Source organism: Candidatus Benthicola sp. (genome assembly GCF_058719085.1).
Genome location: NZ_JBZQEK010000010.1, coordinates 1 through 15,999 on the forward strand (window position 1 = coordinate 1; position 15,999 = coordinate 15,999).

General features: G+C 67.9%; 9 protein-coding genes. 6 read left to right on the forward strand and 3 right to left on the reverse strand.

The features are described from left to right. The 4 genes from AC36XV_RS00965 to AC36XV_RS00980 all read left to right on the forward strand — a co-directional run. The coding region (locus tag AC36XV_RS00965) for a tetratricopeptide repeat protein (protein WP_492201813.1) at positions 1–2,308 on the forward strand (2,308 nt) is incomplete at its 5' end. Continuing rightward, positions 2,305–4,557, forward strand: coding sequence for a tetratricopeptide repeat protein (locus AC36XV_RS00970; RefSeq protein WP_492201814.1), 2,253 nt, complete (start codon positions 2,305–2,307; stop codon positions 4,555–4,557). The genes AC36XV_RS00965 and AC36XV_RS00970, both read left to right, overlap by 4 nt. Continuing rightward, entirely contained in the window at positions 4,554–6,866 is a 2,313-nt protein-coding gene (locus tag AC36XV_RS00975; RefSeq protein ID WP_492201815.1) for a tetratricopeptide repeat protein, read from the forward strand. Before AC36XV_RS00970 ends, AC36XV_RS00975 begins: the two co-directional genes overlap by 4 nt. Before the next feature lie 88 nt (positions 6,867–6,954). Beyond that, on the forward strand, positions 6,955–7,674 hold the full coding sequence (locus AC36XV_RS00980) for a GOLPH3/VPS74 family protein (protein ID WP_492201816.1): 720 nt from the start codon (positions 6,955–6,957) through the stop codon (positions 7,672–7,674). 65 nt (positions 7,675–7,739) lie between these two features. Here AC36XV_RS00980 and AC36XV_RS00985 read toward each other — a convergent pair whose 3' ends face one another. Next, complete coding sequence (locus AC36XV_RS00985; RefSeq protein ID WP_492201817.1) at positions 7,740–10,211, reverse strand: ABC transporter permease; 2,472 nt, start codon at positions 10,209–10,211, stop codon at positions 7,740–7,742. A gap of 200 nt (positions 10,212–10,411) precedes the next feature. On the opposite strand from AC36XV_RS00985, the gene AC36XV_RS00990 reads away from it, so the two are divergent. Then, the gene (locus AC36XV_RS00990) at positions 10,412–12,067 is read left to right on the forward strand and encodes a serine/threonine-protein kinase (RefSeq protein ID WP_492201818.1); all 1,656 of its coding nucleotides are present in this window, start codon (positions 10,412–10,414) and stop codon (positions 12,065–12,067) included. Between the two features lie 6 nt (positions 12,068–12,073). Here the strand turns inward: AC36XV_RS00990 and AC36XV_RS00995 are convergent, their stop codons facing one another. After that, complete coding sequence (locus tag AC36XV_RS00995; protein WP_492201819.1) at positions 12,074–13,885, reverse strand: S8 family peptidase; 1,812 nt, start codon at positions 13,883–13,885, stop codon at positions 12,074–12,076. Positions 13,886–14,020: 135 nt separating this feature from the next. Then, positions 14,021–15,202 (reverse strand): serine hydrolase domain-containing protein, encoded by a 1,182-nt coding sequence (locus tag AC36XV_RS01000; RefSeq protein ID WP_492201820.1) that lies wholly within the window; start codon positions 15,200–15,202, stop codon positions 14,021–14,023. A 177-nt stretch (positions 15,203–15,379) separates the two neighbouring features. Between AC36XV_RS01000 and AC36XV_RS01005 the strand changes: the two genes are divergently transcribed. Continuing rightward, entirely contained in the window at positions 15,380–15,892 is a 513-nt protein-coding gene (locus AC36XV_RS01005) for a hypothetical protein (protein ID WP_492201821.1), read from the forward strand. The last annotated feature ends 107 nt before the right edge of the window (positions 15,893–15,999 follow it).

The following is a 15,999-nucleotide window of genomic DNA, read 5'->3' on the forward strand; positions in this document are numbered from 1 at the left end:
GATCCACGACCGATCGATCTGGCAGGTCCTCGGGATCTACCTCGCGGGCTCCTGGGTGGTGCTCCAGGTCGTCGATCAGCTCGTTCAGAGCGCGGGTCTTCCCGATTGGGTGCCCTCGCTCGCCCTCGTCCTGCTGCTCATTGGGCTTCCGATGGTGCTGGCCACGGCGATCGTCCAGCGGGGTATGCCGGGCCGCGAGACAGCGGAGGGATCGGGCTCCACAGGGCCGGCTGAGCCCGAGGCCGCGAGGGCCGTGGACGCCGCCGCGCCGCCCGTTTCTCCCGCGCACTCCGCGCCCACCCGCGCCGAGGCCACGAGCTGGTTCAAATCGAACGTGTTCACGTGGCGGAACGCGATCGCCGGCGGGATCGCGGCTTTGGCGCTGTTCGGTGCGGCGACCGCCGTCTGGATGGTGCTCCGGGGAGCCGGTGTCGGCACGGCGGGGACGCTGGTCGCCAAGGGGCTCATCGAGGACGGCGAGCGCGTGATCCTGGCCGACTTTTCGGGGGATTCGGCGTTGGCTGCGGTGGCGACGATGGCGGTCCGGGTGGACCTGGGTCAGAGCGATGTGGTGTCCGTGGCCGAGCCCGCCTACGTGTCCGCGGTGCTGGATCGAATGGAAGTCCAGCTGGACCCGGGATCGCCTCTATCGTCGGAGCTGGCCCGTGAGGCCGCGATCCGGGAGGGGCTGAAGGCCGTCATTTCGGGCGATGTGGCCACGGTTGCGGGCAGCCACGTCATCTCGGTTCGCGTCACGGCGGCCGAGTCGGGGGAAGACCTCGTCACGCTTCGCGAGACCGCCTCCGATTCTACGAAGGTGATGGAATCGATCGACCGCCTGTCGCGACAGCTTCGCGAGCGGCTCGGAGAGTCCCTCGGGTCGATCCGCAGCAGCGCGTCGCTGGCGCGGGCCACGACCTCGTCACTGGAGGCCCTTCGTCGCTATTCGGCGGCACTCCAGGCGGTCGACGCGGGAGACAACGAGAAGGGAATCGCTCTCCTGGATGAGGCCATCGCGCGCGACTCGTCGTTCGGAATGGCCTGGCGCAAGCTGGCGGCGGTGGATCCGGATCGTCGCGAAATGGCCGTGACTCGCGCGTACGAGCTGCGCGACGGGATGACGGACCGGGAGCGATACCACGCCATAGGCCTGTACCACATCTACGTGACCGACGATTTCGACGCGGCCGTCACCGCCTACAGCACGCTCCTCGATCTGTATCCGGAAGACAGCTGGGCACTGAACAACCTGGGCCAGGCTTACGATCGCCGCGGGGATTCGGACCTGGCGATCGTGATGTACAGCCGGGCCATCGACGCGGATCCGTACTCGAGTCCCCTCTCGTATACGAACCTGATCTGGAGCCTGCACTTCATCGGGGAAATCGATTCGGCCTATGTCGTTCTGGACCGACTCGCCGAGACGCAGCCGGGACATCCTTTCTACGATCGCTTCTCGGCCGCCCTGTCGATGTCCGAGGGGGACTACGACGCCGCGGAGTCCAAGCTGCAGCCCCTGCTCGAGAGCGAGATGCTGGGGCAGAGACAGTGGGCCACGAACCAGTTGTCGGCGATCGAGTACCTTCGGGGCCGCATCGCCCGTGCGGAGAGACTGAGGCGGGAGGGCTGGGACGACATGGACTCTCTCGACATCGCCTTCTTCTGGGGGAGGGTGGACGTCGATCTGAGGCATGACACCACATCGGCCCTCCGCCGGTTCGATCGCGCCGTGACACAGGTGCCGGACAGCACCGTCGCGGATCGTGGCATCGGTCTCGGCTTCTGGTACACGTACATGGGTCGGCCGGAAGAGGGTCGTGCCTTCTACGAACGCGGACTCGCGGCGGACTCGGTGCGCCTGGCGAACGCACCGTCCTGGCAGAGCGACGTCCGGAAGTTCTTCTGGGAGTCCGCTCGAGCCTATGCTCGGGGCGACTACGAGAGTGCCCTGCGCTCGACGCGTTCCGCGCTGGATCTGCGGGCCGAGAAGTTGACGGACCGGGATCCCGCACAGGACGCGGAGGATGTCGCGGAAGTTCTGTACGCGATGGGAGATCGGGAAGGAGCCATCGCGGAATACGAACGGTGGCTCGGGCGCCGCCAGCTCTTCCGGGCCTGGTCCGATGACACACTCGCTCCGACGCTCGAACGGGTGGCCCAGATGTACGACGAGCTCGGTGACACGGAGAATGCCGCGGTCTATTACGCACAGTTCGTCGATGTGTGGGAAGACGCCGATCCGGAATTCCAGCCGCGCGTCGAGGCCGCCCGGTCGCGACTGGCCGAGATCGTAAGGGAACGCGGATGAAGCAGCGATCGCTGTGGCAGATCCTGGCCTTCTACGCCGCCGCCTCGTGGGTGGTGCTCCAGGTGGTGGACGTGGTGAAGGACAACCTCGGTCTGCCCGACTGGGTGTTTCCCTTCGCCATGCTGCTCCTCTTCATCGGCCTTCCGATCATCGTGGCGACGGCCGTGGTTCAGGGACGGCACGCGCCGGGCGCGGCCGAAGCCGGGGATGAGCCGGCGGGCGGCACGGCCGAGCCCGCCCGCGTCGCCGATCGATCACCGCGTCGCCTGTTCACGTGGCGCAACGCTCTCGTGGGCGGAGGGCTCGCGTTCCTGCTGCTCGCCGTGGTCACGACCGGCTTCATGTTCATGCGCAACCGCGGCATCGGCCCCGTCGGCTCCCTGGTCGCCAAGGGAATGCTGGCCGACCAGGCGGCGATCGTCGTGGCCGACTTCGTAGCGGACGATCCCTCTCTCGCACGGGCCGTGACGCAGGCGTTCCGCGTCGACCTGTCGCAGTCGGAGCTCGTCAGGGTCGTGGAGCCCGCCACGCTCGACGAAGCGCTCGCCCGCATGGAGCTGACCGACGACCAGCCCATCACCCACGAGATCGCCCACGAGCTGGCCGTCCGGGAGGGCTATCCGGCGGTCGTCGAGGGCGAGGTGTCTTCCATCGGCGACGGCTTCGTTCTCACCGCGCGCCTCGCGGACGCCCGCAGCGAGGAAACGCTGGCGTCGCTGCGCGAGACGGCCGCAGACGCGAACGAGGTCATCCCCGCGATCGATCGCCTGTCGGGGAAGATGAGGGAGCGGATCGGGGACTCCTACTCCGACATGCGGGCCGAGGCGCCGCTCGCGAGCGTGACGACAGGCTCTCTCGAGGCCCTCGAGAAGTACTCTCGGGCGCTCGAGCTTTTTCAAAGCGGACGGGACCGGCAGCGTGCACTCGACCTCCTCGACGAGGCGGTCACGATCGACACCGCGTTCGCTATGGCGTGGCGGAAGATCGGCGTCGAAACGTTAGGAGACGAGGCGAAGGCCATCGACGCCATGGAGAAGGCGTATCGGTTTCGCGATCGCCTCACGCAGCGGGAGAGCTTCCTCGCTGAGGCCACCTACTACACGGACGCGATCGGAGAGCCGCAGAAGGCCATCCGCGTGTACGAGCGGATGGTGGATCTCGACCCGAACGATGCCTGGGCTCTCAACAACCTCGGGGCCGCGCACACGTACGTGGGTGAGTGGGCGGAGGCCGAGCACTGGTTCGCCCGCTCCGTGGCGGTGGACAGCAGCGTCAAGTCGATCATCAACGTCGCCACCGCCCAGCTGAACCAGGGCAAGCTCGAGGAAGCGGCGGCGACGCTGGACATCGCCGATCGTGTCGCCCCGGGCACCGAGCGTACCCTGGCCGCCCGGTACCAGGTCGAGATGAACCGGGAGAACTGGGACGAGGCCAGGGCGTTGGCTCTCCATCTACGCGAGGAAGATGACGATCCGGCCTGGGCTGCCGTGGGATCTTTGGGGCTGGGTCACGTGTCGGCGATCCAGGGCAAGCTGGCGGAGGCGGAGCGCCACTGGGAGGAGGCGACGCAGCTATGGGAGGAGGTGAGCGACGCGTTCGCGGCATGGCCCCTGATGCAGATCTTCGACCTCGACATCCACGTGCGGCAGGACACGGCGCGAGCCCTGGCCACCCTCGACGGGATTCTCACCGACTACCCGCTGGAGAGCCTGGACGTGCTGAACCGGCCGTACGGCTGGCTGGCCGCCTGGTACGCTCGGGCTGGCGATCGAGCGAGGGCTGAGTCGTTGATCGCCGAGTGGGAGGCGGAGGTGCCCGAGGAGTACCGGGGCGGGGAGAACGTAGAAGACTTCATGCGCAACATCGAGGTGGCGAATCTCATGGCCGAGGGCCGGCTCGATGAAGCCCTCGAGCTCGTCCGTGAGGTGAACCTTCCGGGCTGCACTCCGTGCCGCTACATACCCAAGGCACAGATCTTCGACCGGATGGGAGCTCGCGACTCGGCGCTGGCCGCCTACACCGGGTATCTCGAGATGTACTGGTACGAGCGGGACGCCTGGGACAACGAACAGCGCGGACCCACGCTGGAGCGGGTGGCGCAACTGTACGACGAGGCCGGCGACCTGGAGAACGCGGCCGTCTACTACGCACGCTTCGTCGAGCTCTGGGCGGACGCGGACGCGGAGCTGCAGCCCCGGGTGGAAGCTGCACGGGCACGTCTCGAAGAGATCATCAGGGAGCGCGGATGAAGAACCTGCTGCGGGAGACGCACCGGCGCGCCGTGTGGCAGGTGCTCGCCGTATACGTCGGCGTGTCGTGGGCCGTGCTCCAGGTCGTCGACGTGCTGACCCAGAACATGGGGCTTCCGTCCTGGGTGTTCCCGTTCGCGCTGGTTCTCCTCCTCCTCGGCCTGCCGGTGATGTTGGCCACGGCGATCATCCAGGGCCGCGCAGGCGGGGCCGGATCTGAAGAGCCGGCCCGTCCGAGCTCCGCGCCCGACCTCGCGGTAGAGACCCAGGCGCCGCCGCAGCCGACCCGGGAGCCCGCGGACGACGATCCGCTTCTCGACCAGCGCAAGCTGTTCACGTGGAAGAACGCGCTGCTCGGGGGCGCGGCCGCGGCCACCCTTTTCGTGACGGTGCTCGGCGGCTACGCGTTCGCGCGCCGGGCGGGGCTCGGCTCGGCGGGAACCCTGGTGGCGAAGGGGCTGCTGGAAGACGGTGAGCGGGTGATCCTCGCCAGCTTCTCCGGAGACGAGGCCATGGCACCGGTCGTCACCATGGCGTTCCGCGTGGATCTGTCCCAATCGCCTACGGTCAACCTGGCGGATCCGTCGTTCATCGAGGCGGTCCTCGAGCGCATGGAGCTGCCGTCCGACACGCGACTGGACGAGCAGGTGGCTCTGGAAGCCGCGGTGCGCGAGGGCATCAAGGCGGTCGTGGCGGGAGACGTCGCGGATCTCGGCGGCGGATACGTGCTCACGGCCCGGCTGGTGGCGGCGGAGTCCGGACAGGACCTGATCAACCTGCGCGAATCGGCATCGGACTCCACGAAGGTGCTCGAGACGATCGACCGGCTGTCGCGTCGGATGCGCGAGCGCATGGGAGAGTCTCTCGGATCGATCCGGGCGAGCGCACCGCTGGAGCGCGCGACCACCACGTCGCTCGAGGCGCTTCGGAAGTACACGCAGGCGCTGAACGCGATCGACACCGGCGACCAGGACCTCGGGGAGGCGCTGCTCGAGGAGGCGGTCGAGATCGATTCGACGTTCGCCATGGCATGGCGGAAGCTGGCGGTGCTGCACAACTCGCTCGGTGACGACGCCGACGCGCGCGAGGCGGCCACCCGGGCGTACGAGCTTCGGGACCTGCTGACCGACCGGGAACGCTACATCACGATCGGGACCTACCACTTCCAGGTGACGAACGACACGGATGCGGGAATCACCGCCTACCGGAGCCTGCTGGATCAGTATCCGAACGACACCTGGGCCCTGAACAACCTGGCTCTCCTGTACTACGACCAGGGGAACATGGACGGGGCGACGCGGCTGCTGGGGCGGGCGATTCAGCTCGATCCGTATTCGCCGAACGCCTACATCAACCTCTCCGGTGGGCTCCACTGGCTCGGGGCGCGGGACTCGGCGCACGCGGTGATCGATCTATTGCAGGAGAACGTGCCCGGCCAGCCGTGGGTGCACCGGGTGCGATCGAGGATGCTGGCGGCCGAGTGGAACTACGATTCCGCCCAGGTGGAGGTCGACTCCCTGATGCGGAGCGGCAGCACCACGGGGCGGCGGTGGGCGCTACAGAACCAGGCCGTGATCGACCTGGCGCGAGGGAAGCTCATCCAGGCGGAGCGCCGGTGGCTCGATTCGCGCCCCTCCGAGGATCCCCTGGCGGAGGCGGAGTGGGAGGCCTGGGCGGAGCTGGACGTGCGGCAGCAGAGGGTCACCGCGGCCCGCATCCTGGATGAGGCGCTGGAACGAGCGGGGGCGATCGATACGATCGACGGCAGCCTCGACCGCGCCTTCTTCTACGCCGCCGCCGGCCGGCCGGACGAGGCGAGGGTCTGGATGGCCGCCGATCGAAGGGCCAGCAATCGCTATGCCTCGCAGCCCGCCCCGCTCAGGGCCGGAGAGGATGGCTGGTTCGAGGGCGTGCTCGCCTTCGGGGAGGGCCGCTTCGGGGATGCCGTGGCGGCGCTGCAGGGCGCCGAGAGCGACTACAACTCGTTCTACCCCGAGTATGGCACCCGGCTGCTGAGCTGGGATCTCGCCCGGGCGTACGATCGGGCGGGCATGGCCGATTCCGCTGTGGCCCGCTACGAGATGGCGCTCGGCTTCGGTGACGTGCTCGAGATTCAGCGCCAGGCCCGCGAGTACCCCGTCACCCTCACCCGGCTCGCCGAACGCTACGACGAACGGGGGGACCTCGAGCGAGCCGCCGGCTACTACGCCCGCTTCATCGAGCTATGGGAAGAGGCCGATCCCGACCTCCAGCCCCGCGTGGAGGCGGCCAGGCAGCGCCTCGACGAGATCGTGCGCGAGCGCGGCTGATCCGGAACGCTCGCCCCCTCCGAATGTCGCGACGACTCGCGGGTAGGAAAGGGCGGACACCGCGAGCGAACGAACACGGAGGCCCCGCATGGACGATCGATCCGAGCTCCGACTTCACGAGGAAGTGCTGCTTCTCGCCCTGAAGGACGAGAAGGGAACGCCCTACGCGGCGCAGTACGGCTTCGCGCTCGGGGGCGCGTTGCTCGCCGAGCTGCTGCTCGAGGAGCGGCTGGTCCTGGAAGAAGCTCCTCGCCGGAAACCCCTGAAGCCGGGCAGGAAACCGTCCTATCGGGTCGCGATCGAGGATCCGAAGCCGCTGGCCGATCCGATTCTGGATGAGTGCCTGCATCGCGTGGTCAGCTCGAAGAAGACGCGCTCGCCCCAGGACTGGGTGATGCGTTTCGCCCGCCTCAAGGACCTCAAGCGAAGGATCGCGGTCGGTCTGTGCCGCAGGGGCATTCTGCGCGAACGGGAGGATCGGATCCTCCTGCTCTTCCGGCGCACGGCCTATCCCACACTCGATGGGGCGCCGGAGAGGCGGATCGTCGAGCGCCTGACCGGAGCGATCGCGGGCGATTCGGGCGACCTGGATGCCCGCACGGCCGTGCTCATCGCTCTGTGCCACGGCACGGGGCTTCTCAAGCCGGCGCTCGGCAAGGATCTCGTGAAGCAGCGAAAGGCCCGGATCGAGGAGATTTCGGAGGGCGATCTCGTCGGTGAGGCCACCAGGGCCGCCGTTCAGGCCGCGCAAGCGGCGGCGGTCGCTGCCACGACGGCGGCCACCGTGGCAGCCACCGCCGGCAGCTGAGTCGGCTGAGGCCGTCGATCGCCATCGGAGATGGGGGCTCGGTCTGACGGACCGCCCGCCCGACGTCACTCCGCTCGGAGCGCGATCGCCGGATCCACCGACGCGGCTCTGCGGGCCGGAAGCCAGCTGGCCACGATCGACACCAGAAACAGCAGAGCCACCACGAGGCCGAAGGTCGGCGGGTCCGTGGGGGACACCTCGAACAGCAGTGCCTCCATCACCCGGGTGAGCCCGAGCGCCACGGCGAACCCGACGCCGAGACCGACAGCCGCGATCATCGCTCCCTGCCGGACGACCATGCCTCGCACTCGACCTGCCGGAGCTCCGAGGGCCATGCGCACCCCGAGCTCCTGCCGGCGCTGGGTCACTCCGTAGCTGATCACCCCGTAGAGACCCACGGCGCCGAGGAGCAGGGCGACGCCGGCCGCGATGCCCAGCAGCAACATCGTGAAGCCGGCCCTCGACGTGGCATCTCGAAGCACCCGGCGCATCGGTTCGATCCCGGTGATCGGGACGTTCGAATCGAGCGACCAAACCGCATCGCGAATCGCGGGAGCCAGCGATGAAGGCGCCGCCGTCGTCCGAGCCACCAGGCTCATCGACGTCCGATGGGTGTCCGCGGGACCGCTCATCGCGTAGTAGATGATCGGCCGGATCTCCATGTCGAGTCCCAGACTCCGAACGTCTTCCACCACGCCGACGACCGGCAGCCATGCGAAGTCCTCGTCTTCCTCCATGTCGCTGGCGATGCCCTGCCATACCTGCTTTCCAATCGCGCTTTCACCCGGCCAGTAATGCTCGGCGAACGCCCGGTTCACGACCACCGCGCCGGTCGACGCCGTGATGTCCGACCGGTCGATCAGCCGTCCTTCGCGAAGGCCGATCCCCATGGTTTCGAAGTACTCGGGTCCGACCACGATCGACAGCGCCACGTGCGGCATGGCACCGGGCTCCACCGGACGGTCCTGGATCAGTACGCCGTTATGGCTCTCGCCCTGAGGCCGAAGCGGCAGCTTGCTCACCGTGCTGGCGCTCTCGACCCCGGGGAGCTCATTGACCCGATCGATCAACTGCTGGTAGAAAGCCACCGACTTCCCTTCATCGTCATACGGCGTCTCGGGCAATGAAAGCCGCATCGTGAGCACGTTCTCGGCCTCGAAACCCGGATCCACGTTCTTCAGGTTCCAGAAGCTCTTCACGAGGAGTCCCGAGCCCACCATGAGCACGAAGGCGAGGGCCACCTGCCCGAAGACGAGTACGGTGCGCGCGCGGACGCGTCCGCGCCCTGACGTCGTGCCGCGAAAACCCTCCTTGAGCGCACCGGCCACTTCCGGCCGGGTGTGCCGGAAGAGGGGTGCCAGCCCGAACAGCAGGCCGGCGGCGACCGATACGAAAAGCGTGAAGACGAGCACGCTGCCGTCGATGCGGATCATGTCGAGACGAGGGATGGACTCCGGCCCCAGCGCCACCAGAAGCCGGATTCCGGCGAATGCCAGGAGCAGTCCGAAGATGCCTCCAGCGAGAGCGAGGACGGTGCTCTCACGGAGAAAATCTCGCGCCAGAGCGGATCTCTCGGCCCCGAGCGCGCTTCGGATCGCGATCTCCTTGTGCCGTCCCTCGGCCCGGACGAGGAACAGGTTCGCCACGTTGGCGCAGGCGATGAGAAGAACGACTCCCACCGTTCCCAGCAGGATCCACAGCGCCTGCCTCACATCGCCGGTGACCTCCGAGATCAGGGGTACGACCCGGGCGTCCCATCCCGACTGCTGGATCATCTCGTGGGTGATCAGATCGTCGGGGTACCGCTCGGGAAGCTGTAACGTGAGACGGCGAACATCCTCGTAGGCCGCCTCGATCGAGACTCCGTCCTTCAACCTGCCGATCCCGGTATAGCTGTAGTTCCCGGTAGTCAGTTCTTCCGGGTCGATGATCATCGGCAGCCAGACCTCCACGTCCGAGTCGAACGGAATGTCGAAGCCGGCCCGGGTGACTCCCACGATCCGACGCGCTTCTCCATCGATGGTGATCGTCCGACCGACGACGTCCTCGGCGCCCCCGTACTTGCGCTGCCACAACCCGTGGCTGAGCAGCGCGACCGGCTCACCGTCGGGGAGGAGTTCCTCCTCGAGGAAGCTGCGCCCGAGCAGCGGCGGTGCTCTCAGGACGTCGAAGAAGGTGCCGGTGATGCCGGCGGCCGCCAGCTGCTCCGGCTCTCCGGTCCCCGTGAGGTTCACGGTTCCATCCCAGAACATGGTCAGGCCGTCGAGCGTGGTCGCCTCGTCCCGGTACAGCACGTACGTGCCGGTCGCCTGGGGAACCTCCGGAAAGCCCGCGAGCGGAGCGGTGTGTCCGACGACCACCAGGCGGTCCGAATCGGGGTAGGGCAGTGGCCGCAGGAGAACGCCGTTCACCACGCTGAAGATGGCGGAGTTCGCGCCGATCGCGACGGCGAGGGTGAGGATCGAAATGACCGCGAAGAGCCTGCTGCGCGACAGCGAACGCACCGTGCGCCTGATCTCAGCCCACGTACCCGACATCCTCTCCTCCCCTCGTGATTCGATCCGAACCTCGGAGTGCCGCCGATCGCCGGCCATCCGACTTCACGTCCGCACCGTACGGTTCGCAGCGTGCTGCGGTTTCGGCCGGCGGCCTCGGACGGACATCGCCGGAGTCCGGTCGCCCCGGCGCACCCGGCCCTCTATCTTGCCGGGTCCGCCAGCTGAGAGGTGCCGCGGCCATGCCAGAGGTTCCAGATCTCCTTCGTTCCGGTCTCGAGGGTTCGTACGAAGTCGAGCGGGAGCTCGGCCGTGGCGGCATGTCGACCGTCTTCCTGGCCCGTGACCTCAAGCACGAGCGTCCGGTCGCCCTGAAGGTCTTGCGGCCGGATCTGGCCTCGGCCGTCGGGTCGGAGCGTTTTCTTCAGGAGATCAAGCTCACCGCGTCGCTCAACCACCCTCACATACTCCCGCTGCTCGACTCGGGCTCCCTCGATGGCCTCGTGTACTACGTGATGCCCTTCGTGACCGGAGGGTCCCTTCGCGACCGACTCGAGCCGGGAGCCCCGCTGCGTCTCGAGCGAGTCGTCGGGATCGCCCGGGAAGTGGCCTCCGCGCTGGATTACGCGCACCGCGCCGGCGTCGTGCACCGGGACATCAAGCCCGAGAACATCCTGTTTTCGGAGGGTCTCGCGGTGGTCGCGGACTTCGGGGTCGCCAAGGCCGTCACCTCGGTCGACCGGCGCACGCTGACGCGAAGCGGCTTTCCGGTGGGCACGCTTGGATACATGAGCCCGGAGCAAGCTGCCGGACGAACGGACCTGGACGAACGTACCGACGTGTTCGGCCTCGGCTGCGTGGTATACGAGATGCTCGTCGGAGACACGCCGGCGGGCTGGCCGAGTCGTGAAGACTCGCGCCTCGGTCGATTCCTGGAAGCCCCTCCCTCTCACCGTGCGCATCTGGACGTCCTGCCGGGACGGGTGGAGCAGTGCCTCGCCCGGGCGCTGGCTCTTCGCGGTGCCGACCGATACGGCTCGGCAGGCGAGTTCATCGGTGCGCTAGCCACGGCGGCCGAGGGCGGAGAGCCGATTCCCGAGGCGGAAATGCAGGCCATCCTCGCGAGGGCGGCCGCGCTGGAGGTCGAGCGGTCCGGGAGCGCGGAAGCAACACGGGAGGCGGCTCCGAGGGCCCTCACCGTGGGATCGGTCGAACAGGTGGCCGCCGAGGTCGGAATCGCTCCGGAGCGGATACGGGAGGCCACGGCGGAGCTGCGCGGCAGCCGCCGTCTACCGGTCGCCGAGGCCGATCGCCCGCTGGCCCCGGCGCTGTTTCGCCTCGGCAAGGAGCCGGGCGAGTCGCGCTCCTTTCCGAACGCTCCGGACGTGTCCTTCGCGAAGGAGAGGCTAACGGCCGACAGGAGCGTTCCCGGAGAGCTGGCGGAGGGTGCGTACGCCGATGCGGTCGACCTGATCCAGGAAGAGCTCGGGATGGCCGGTCACGTCTCGACGGTGGGCCGGACCCTGACGTGGAGCCCTGCCCGTCAGGGTACCGAGAGCCGGCAGATCGTGGTGACGTTGCGTCCCCGCGACGGCGTCACGGAGATTCACCTCGAAGAGCAGATCGAGATGGCCGGATGGCGGATCTTCGCACCCGGCTGGGGTGCCGGGGCCGGAGCGCTGTTCGGGCTGGCCGTGGCCGCCATGCTGGGGCTCCAGGAGGGCGCCATCCTCGTGACGGCCCTGCCTGCGGCGATCTTCGGTGCCTTCGCGACCGTGAAGGGGATGGTTACCACGAAGGCTCAGAATGCCAGTCCACAGCTGCAGCGCGTGCTGGACCGTCTGACCGGGCTCGTCGAGCGCGGCGCCCCGGAAGGTCGTTCCGTCCCTCCCCCGTGACCCGGATCAGGGGGCGATCGTCACCTGATCCGGATCCGAGCAGTCGGAGGTGCCCGCGTTGCACACCGTGTAGGTGTACACGCCCGACGCGTCCTTCCCGAGGTTGTCCGTATAGGAGCCGGAGTTGGCGATCCCCGAGGCGATCGTCACCGTTCCCCGGACGATGTCCACCGAGCTTCCACCGCCCGTCCATACCAGATGGGCGCGCCAGTTCCTCCCCTTCCGTTCCGCGGTCACGCTGAGTCCGCCGGGACTCCCGGCCGGAGGATCGACCGTCGGGGGGTCGGGCGTCCCACCGAAGCCGGCACACGGCTCGGTATCCGTGTACACGGTTTGATCGACGATCGCGCCGCTCAACCCGGTGACGCAGAAGTCGAAGTCCTCTGCGAACCGGATGCCGCCGGTCGAGAGCGTCACCGTGCCGTCCTGCCCGGTGGTGCCGGAAGACGTCGCGTAGCCCGCATTCCCGTTCACGGTCCAGGAGCCGGTTACGGTCACCCCGGAGAGCGAAGCCCCACCGGATACGGCGATGCCCACGGTGACCGTGCCGGAGCCGATGTTTCTCTTGTTGATCTTGACGGTCACCGGGCTCACCGACTCGACCGTCGCTGCCGGACATCCGCCGTTGGCGCACGGGTCGCCGGAATCCGTGCCCGAGTACAGAAGGAGGTTGGGCGTGCCCGCGCCGACCCCGGAGATTCGATCCCGGGTCGCACGGTCCTGCATCGTCTCCCACACCGTCGTCGGACTCACGCTTCCCAGCTCGTGGAGGATCTGCGCCGCGACTCCCGCGACGTGCGGGGAGGCCATCGATGTCCCGCTCCACGTGCCGGTTCCCGATCCCATGACCGTCGAGGTGATGCCGGAGCCCGGCGCGAAGATGTCGGTGCAGGTGCCGTAGTTGGAGAACGAGCTACGGGCGTCGGAGCTCGTCGAAGCGTTCACCGTGATGGCGCTCGCGGCGCTCGCAGGGGAGTAGTTGCACGCATCGGCGTTCGAGTTGCCGGACGAGACGGCAAAGACGACTCCGGAGCCCACCGCGCCGTCCACCGCGTCGTTCACCGCGGAGCTGCGGCCGCCGCCCAGGCTCATGTTCGCGACGGCGAGGTCCGGAGCGTTCGTGGCCACGTATTCGATGCCCGCGATCACGTCCGCGTAGCTGCCGCTGCCCTGACAGTTGAGCACGCGCACGCCGACGATCGTCACTCCCGGCGCCACGCCGTACTCAACGCTGCCCACCGTACCGGCGACGTGTGTCCCGTGTCCGTCGCAGTCGAACGCATCATCGTCGCCGTCCACGAAGTCGTAGTCGGCCGTGTCGTCATAGCGGCTTCCGAACTGATCCGTGCGCGTGTAGTCCACGCCCGTGTCGATGATGTAGACCGTCACGCCCGATCCGTCGTTGGCCGGTACGTAGGAGCCGTCGAGATCCAGATCCCGCTGATCGATCCGGTCGAGCCCCCAGGAGCCGACCGCGGTCTTCTGCATCACCCCATCGGGCTCCACGTAGGCCACGTTCGGATTCCGGCCGATCGCGTCGACCGCCTGCGGGGGAAGGTTGGCCGCGAATCCCTGCAGCGCACGGCTGTAGGTGTGACGGATCGTGCCGCCGTTGGCAGCCACGAGGCGCTGCGCGAGGCCGGGAGCGTCGGCGGTGCCCCGCTTGAACACGACGATCCATTCGTCCGCCCCGGCCGTCGAGACGGTCATGGCGGGACGCTCGGGGGTGACTTCCGGCTCGGTGGGTATGGTGTTCTCCCGGCAGGCGGTCATTCCGACCAGCGCGGCGGGGAGCAAGAGGAAGAGCCTGAACGTCACACGTCCACGTTCCACGCGGGGGGAGCGCACCATCCGTCCGTCCTCCTGTAGGGGCCGCTGCAGCCTCGGAAGCTGCTTTCACTCCAATAAAGCCAAGCTCCTGTGTCAGATCAATGGCGTGCGAGGCCCCTGCCTCTACGGAGCGTCCTCCGGTGGCAACGCAGCCTCCTCCAGCGCGGTGATCGCGTCCACGAAGACGCGGAAGAGCGCTCCGGACTGCTGCTGGGTGACGGCGATGGCGACCGCGATGTCCTGTCCCGGGAAGTAGGCGGCCAGAGTGCCCCAGAACCCCGTGTGCATGTAGAGCGTGAGTCCCCCGAAGTCGCGGACTTCCACACCCATCCGGTAGCGACCGGGCACCATGGGGCTGCCGGACAGGTCCGGTCCCGCCACGGCCCCGTCCACCGTCGTCAGCATCGTGTCCGCCGTGGCAATGTCACGGTACACGCCGCCCACGAAGAGGGCGCGCATGAAGGTGGCCAGGTCGTCCGCCGTCGAGACGAGCCCGCCACCCCCATACAGGTCGAGCGAAGGATCCCACGCGTACGTGTCGCGCTCCCCCAGGTACTGGTGCGCACGGTCCGTGGCGCCGGCTGGCGGGTCCTCCAGCGTCTCCCACCACGTGTGAGCCAGTCCCAGCCGGTCGAGCCCGACCTGGTCGCGCACCACCTCCGCCAGGGGTCGTCCGGTGGCTGCCTCCAGAATCAGACCAAGCACCACGTAACCGGTGTCGGAGTAGCGATACACCTCTCCGGGGGCTCCGTAGGGGGCTCCCCACTCCACGGCCAGCTCCAGCTGCTCGGCGGGTGTCCAGCGGTGCAGCGGGTCGGCCAGAATGGCCTCGAGAAAGAGGTCGCGGTCCGCGTAATCGTACAGGCCGCTCGTGTGCGTGAGGAGGTGACGAATGGTGATCGCATCGAGATCGTAGCCGTCCCCGGCAAGGATTCCGGCGTACTCCGCCGGAAGGTAGAGCGACAGGGGATCGTCCAGGCCGAGACCTCCGTCCTCCCACAGTCGGAGTGTCGCCGCCGCCACGAACGTCTTGGTGTTGCTGGCGATCCGTACGGCGTGGTCACGCTGGAGCGCTGCACCGGTCTCCGTGTCGATCACGCCCGCGACCCCGCTCCACGAGAGTCCCAGCGACGGAGCGTCGAGACGCATCGCGATCCCGGGCGTGGCTCCGTCCTCGACGACGCTGTCGAGGATGGCCTGCAGACGGGTCTCGACGGATCCGGCATCCTGCGCTGCAGCCGGCATGGCGATGCCAAGCACCGCCGCGGCGCATGCGGGAATCGCAATGGAAGGGAAGGGTCTCACGGGGTCACGCTCCCTCGATTCAGTTCTTCGAATGACCGACCGGTTCCACGTAGCCCAAACCTAGGGCTGCTCACGCGCGACGGCAGCCCTTCCCATAGCCGTTCAGACGTCCGATCTTCCTCCCACGCGGATCCACCACGATCCTGCTGCACCGCAGAGAGCAGGGGAGGCTGACCGATGGCGGACTTGACCGAAGCTCTCGCGACGATCGCAGAAGTGGCCATCGGACTGGCGGGCTTCTCGGGAATCGTGGTGGTGCTGAGCCGCACCTACCAGCGGCGGCTCACGCCTCTCGAACGGTATCGCCTGTTCATTCTGCTCGTTCCCTCGCTCGCCTCCACCTTCCTGGCCCTCATCGCCCTGGCGCTCGTGTCGGCGAGAGTGCCGGGAGCGTTCCGGATCGGAAGTGCCCTGCTCGCCATCTTCTGCCTGTGGTTTCCGGCCAGCCGCGTGCGCAAGACTCTCAAGTTCCATCGCCGCGTACCGGAGCTCTTCAACACGTTCGTCATCTGGAGTCTGCTGGCCGGTTACCTGCTGGTGGCCAGCGTCTCTCTCCTGCACGCCCTGAACGTGTTCGGGGAGGAGCCGGCGGTGCTCCTTCTCGGTCTCCTGTGGCCGCTCTTCCAGAGCGCCGTCCAGTTCGCCCGCATGCTGTTCATCCGGCCCACCGACCCGGATGCGGACGACTGATTCGAGGGGACGGTCGCTCCGGGGCCGAGAGGTTCCCTCTGCGCGTCGAAACGAGTTTAGGTATAAAACATTAACAGTCAGCTATGCATAACGTTATGGGAAATGTT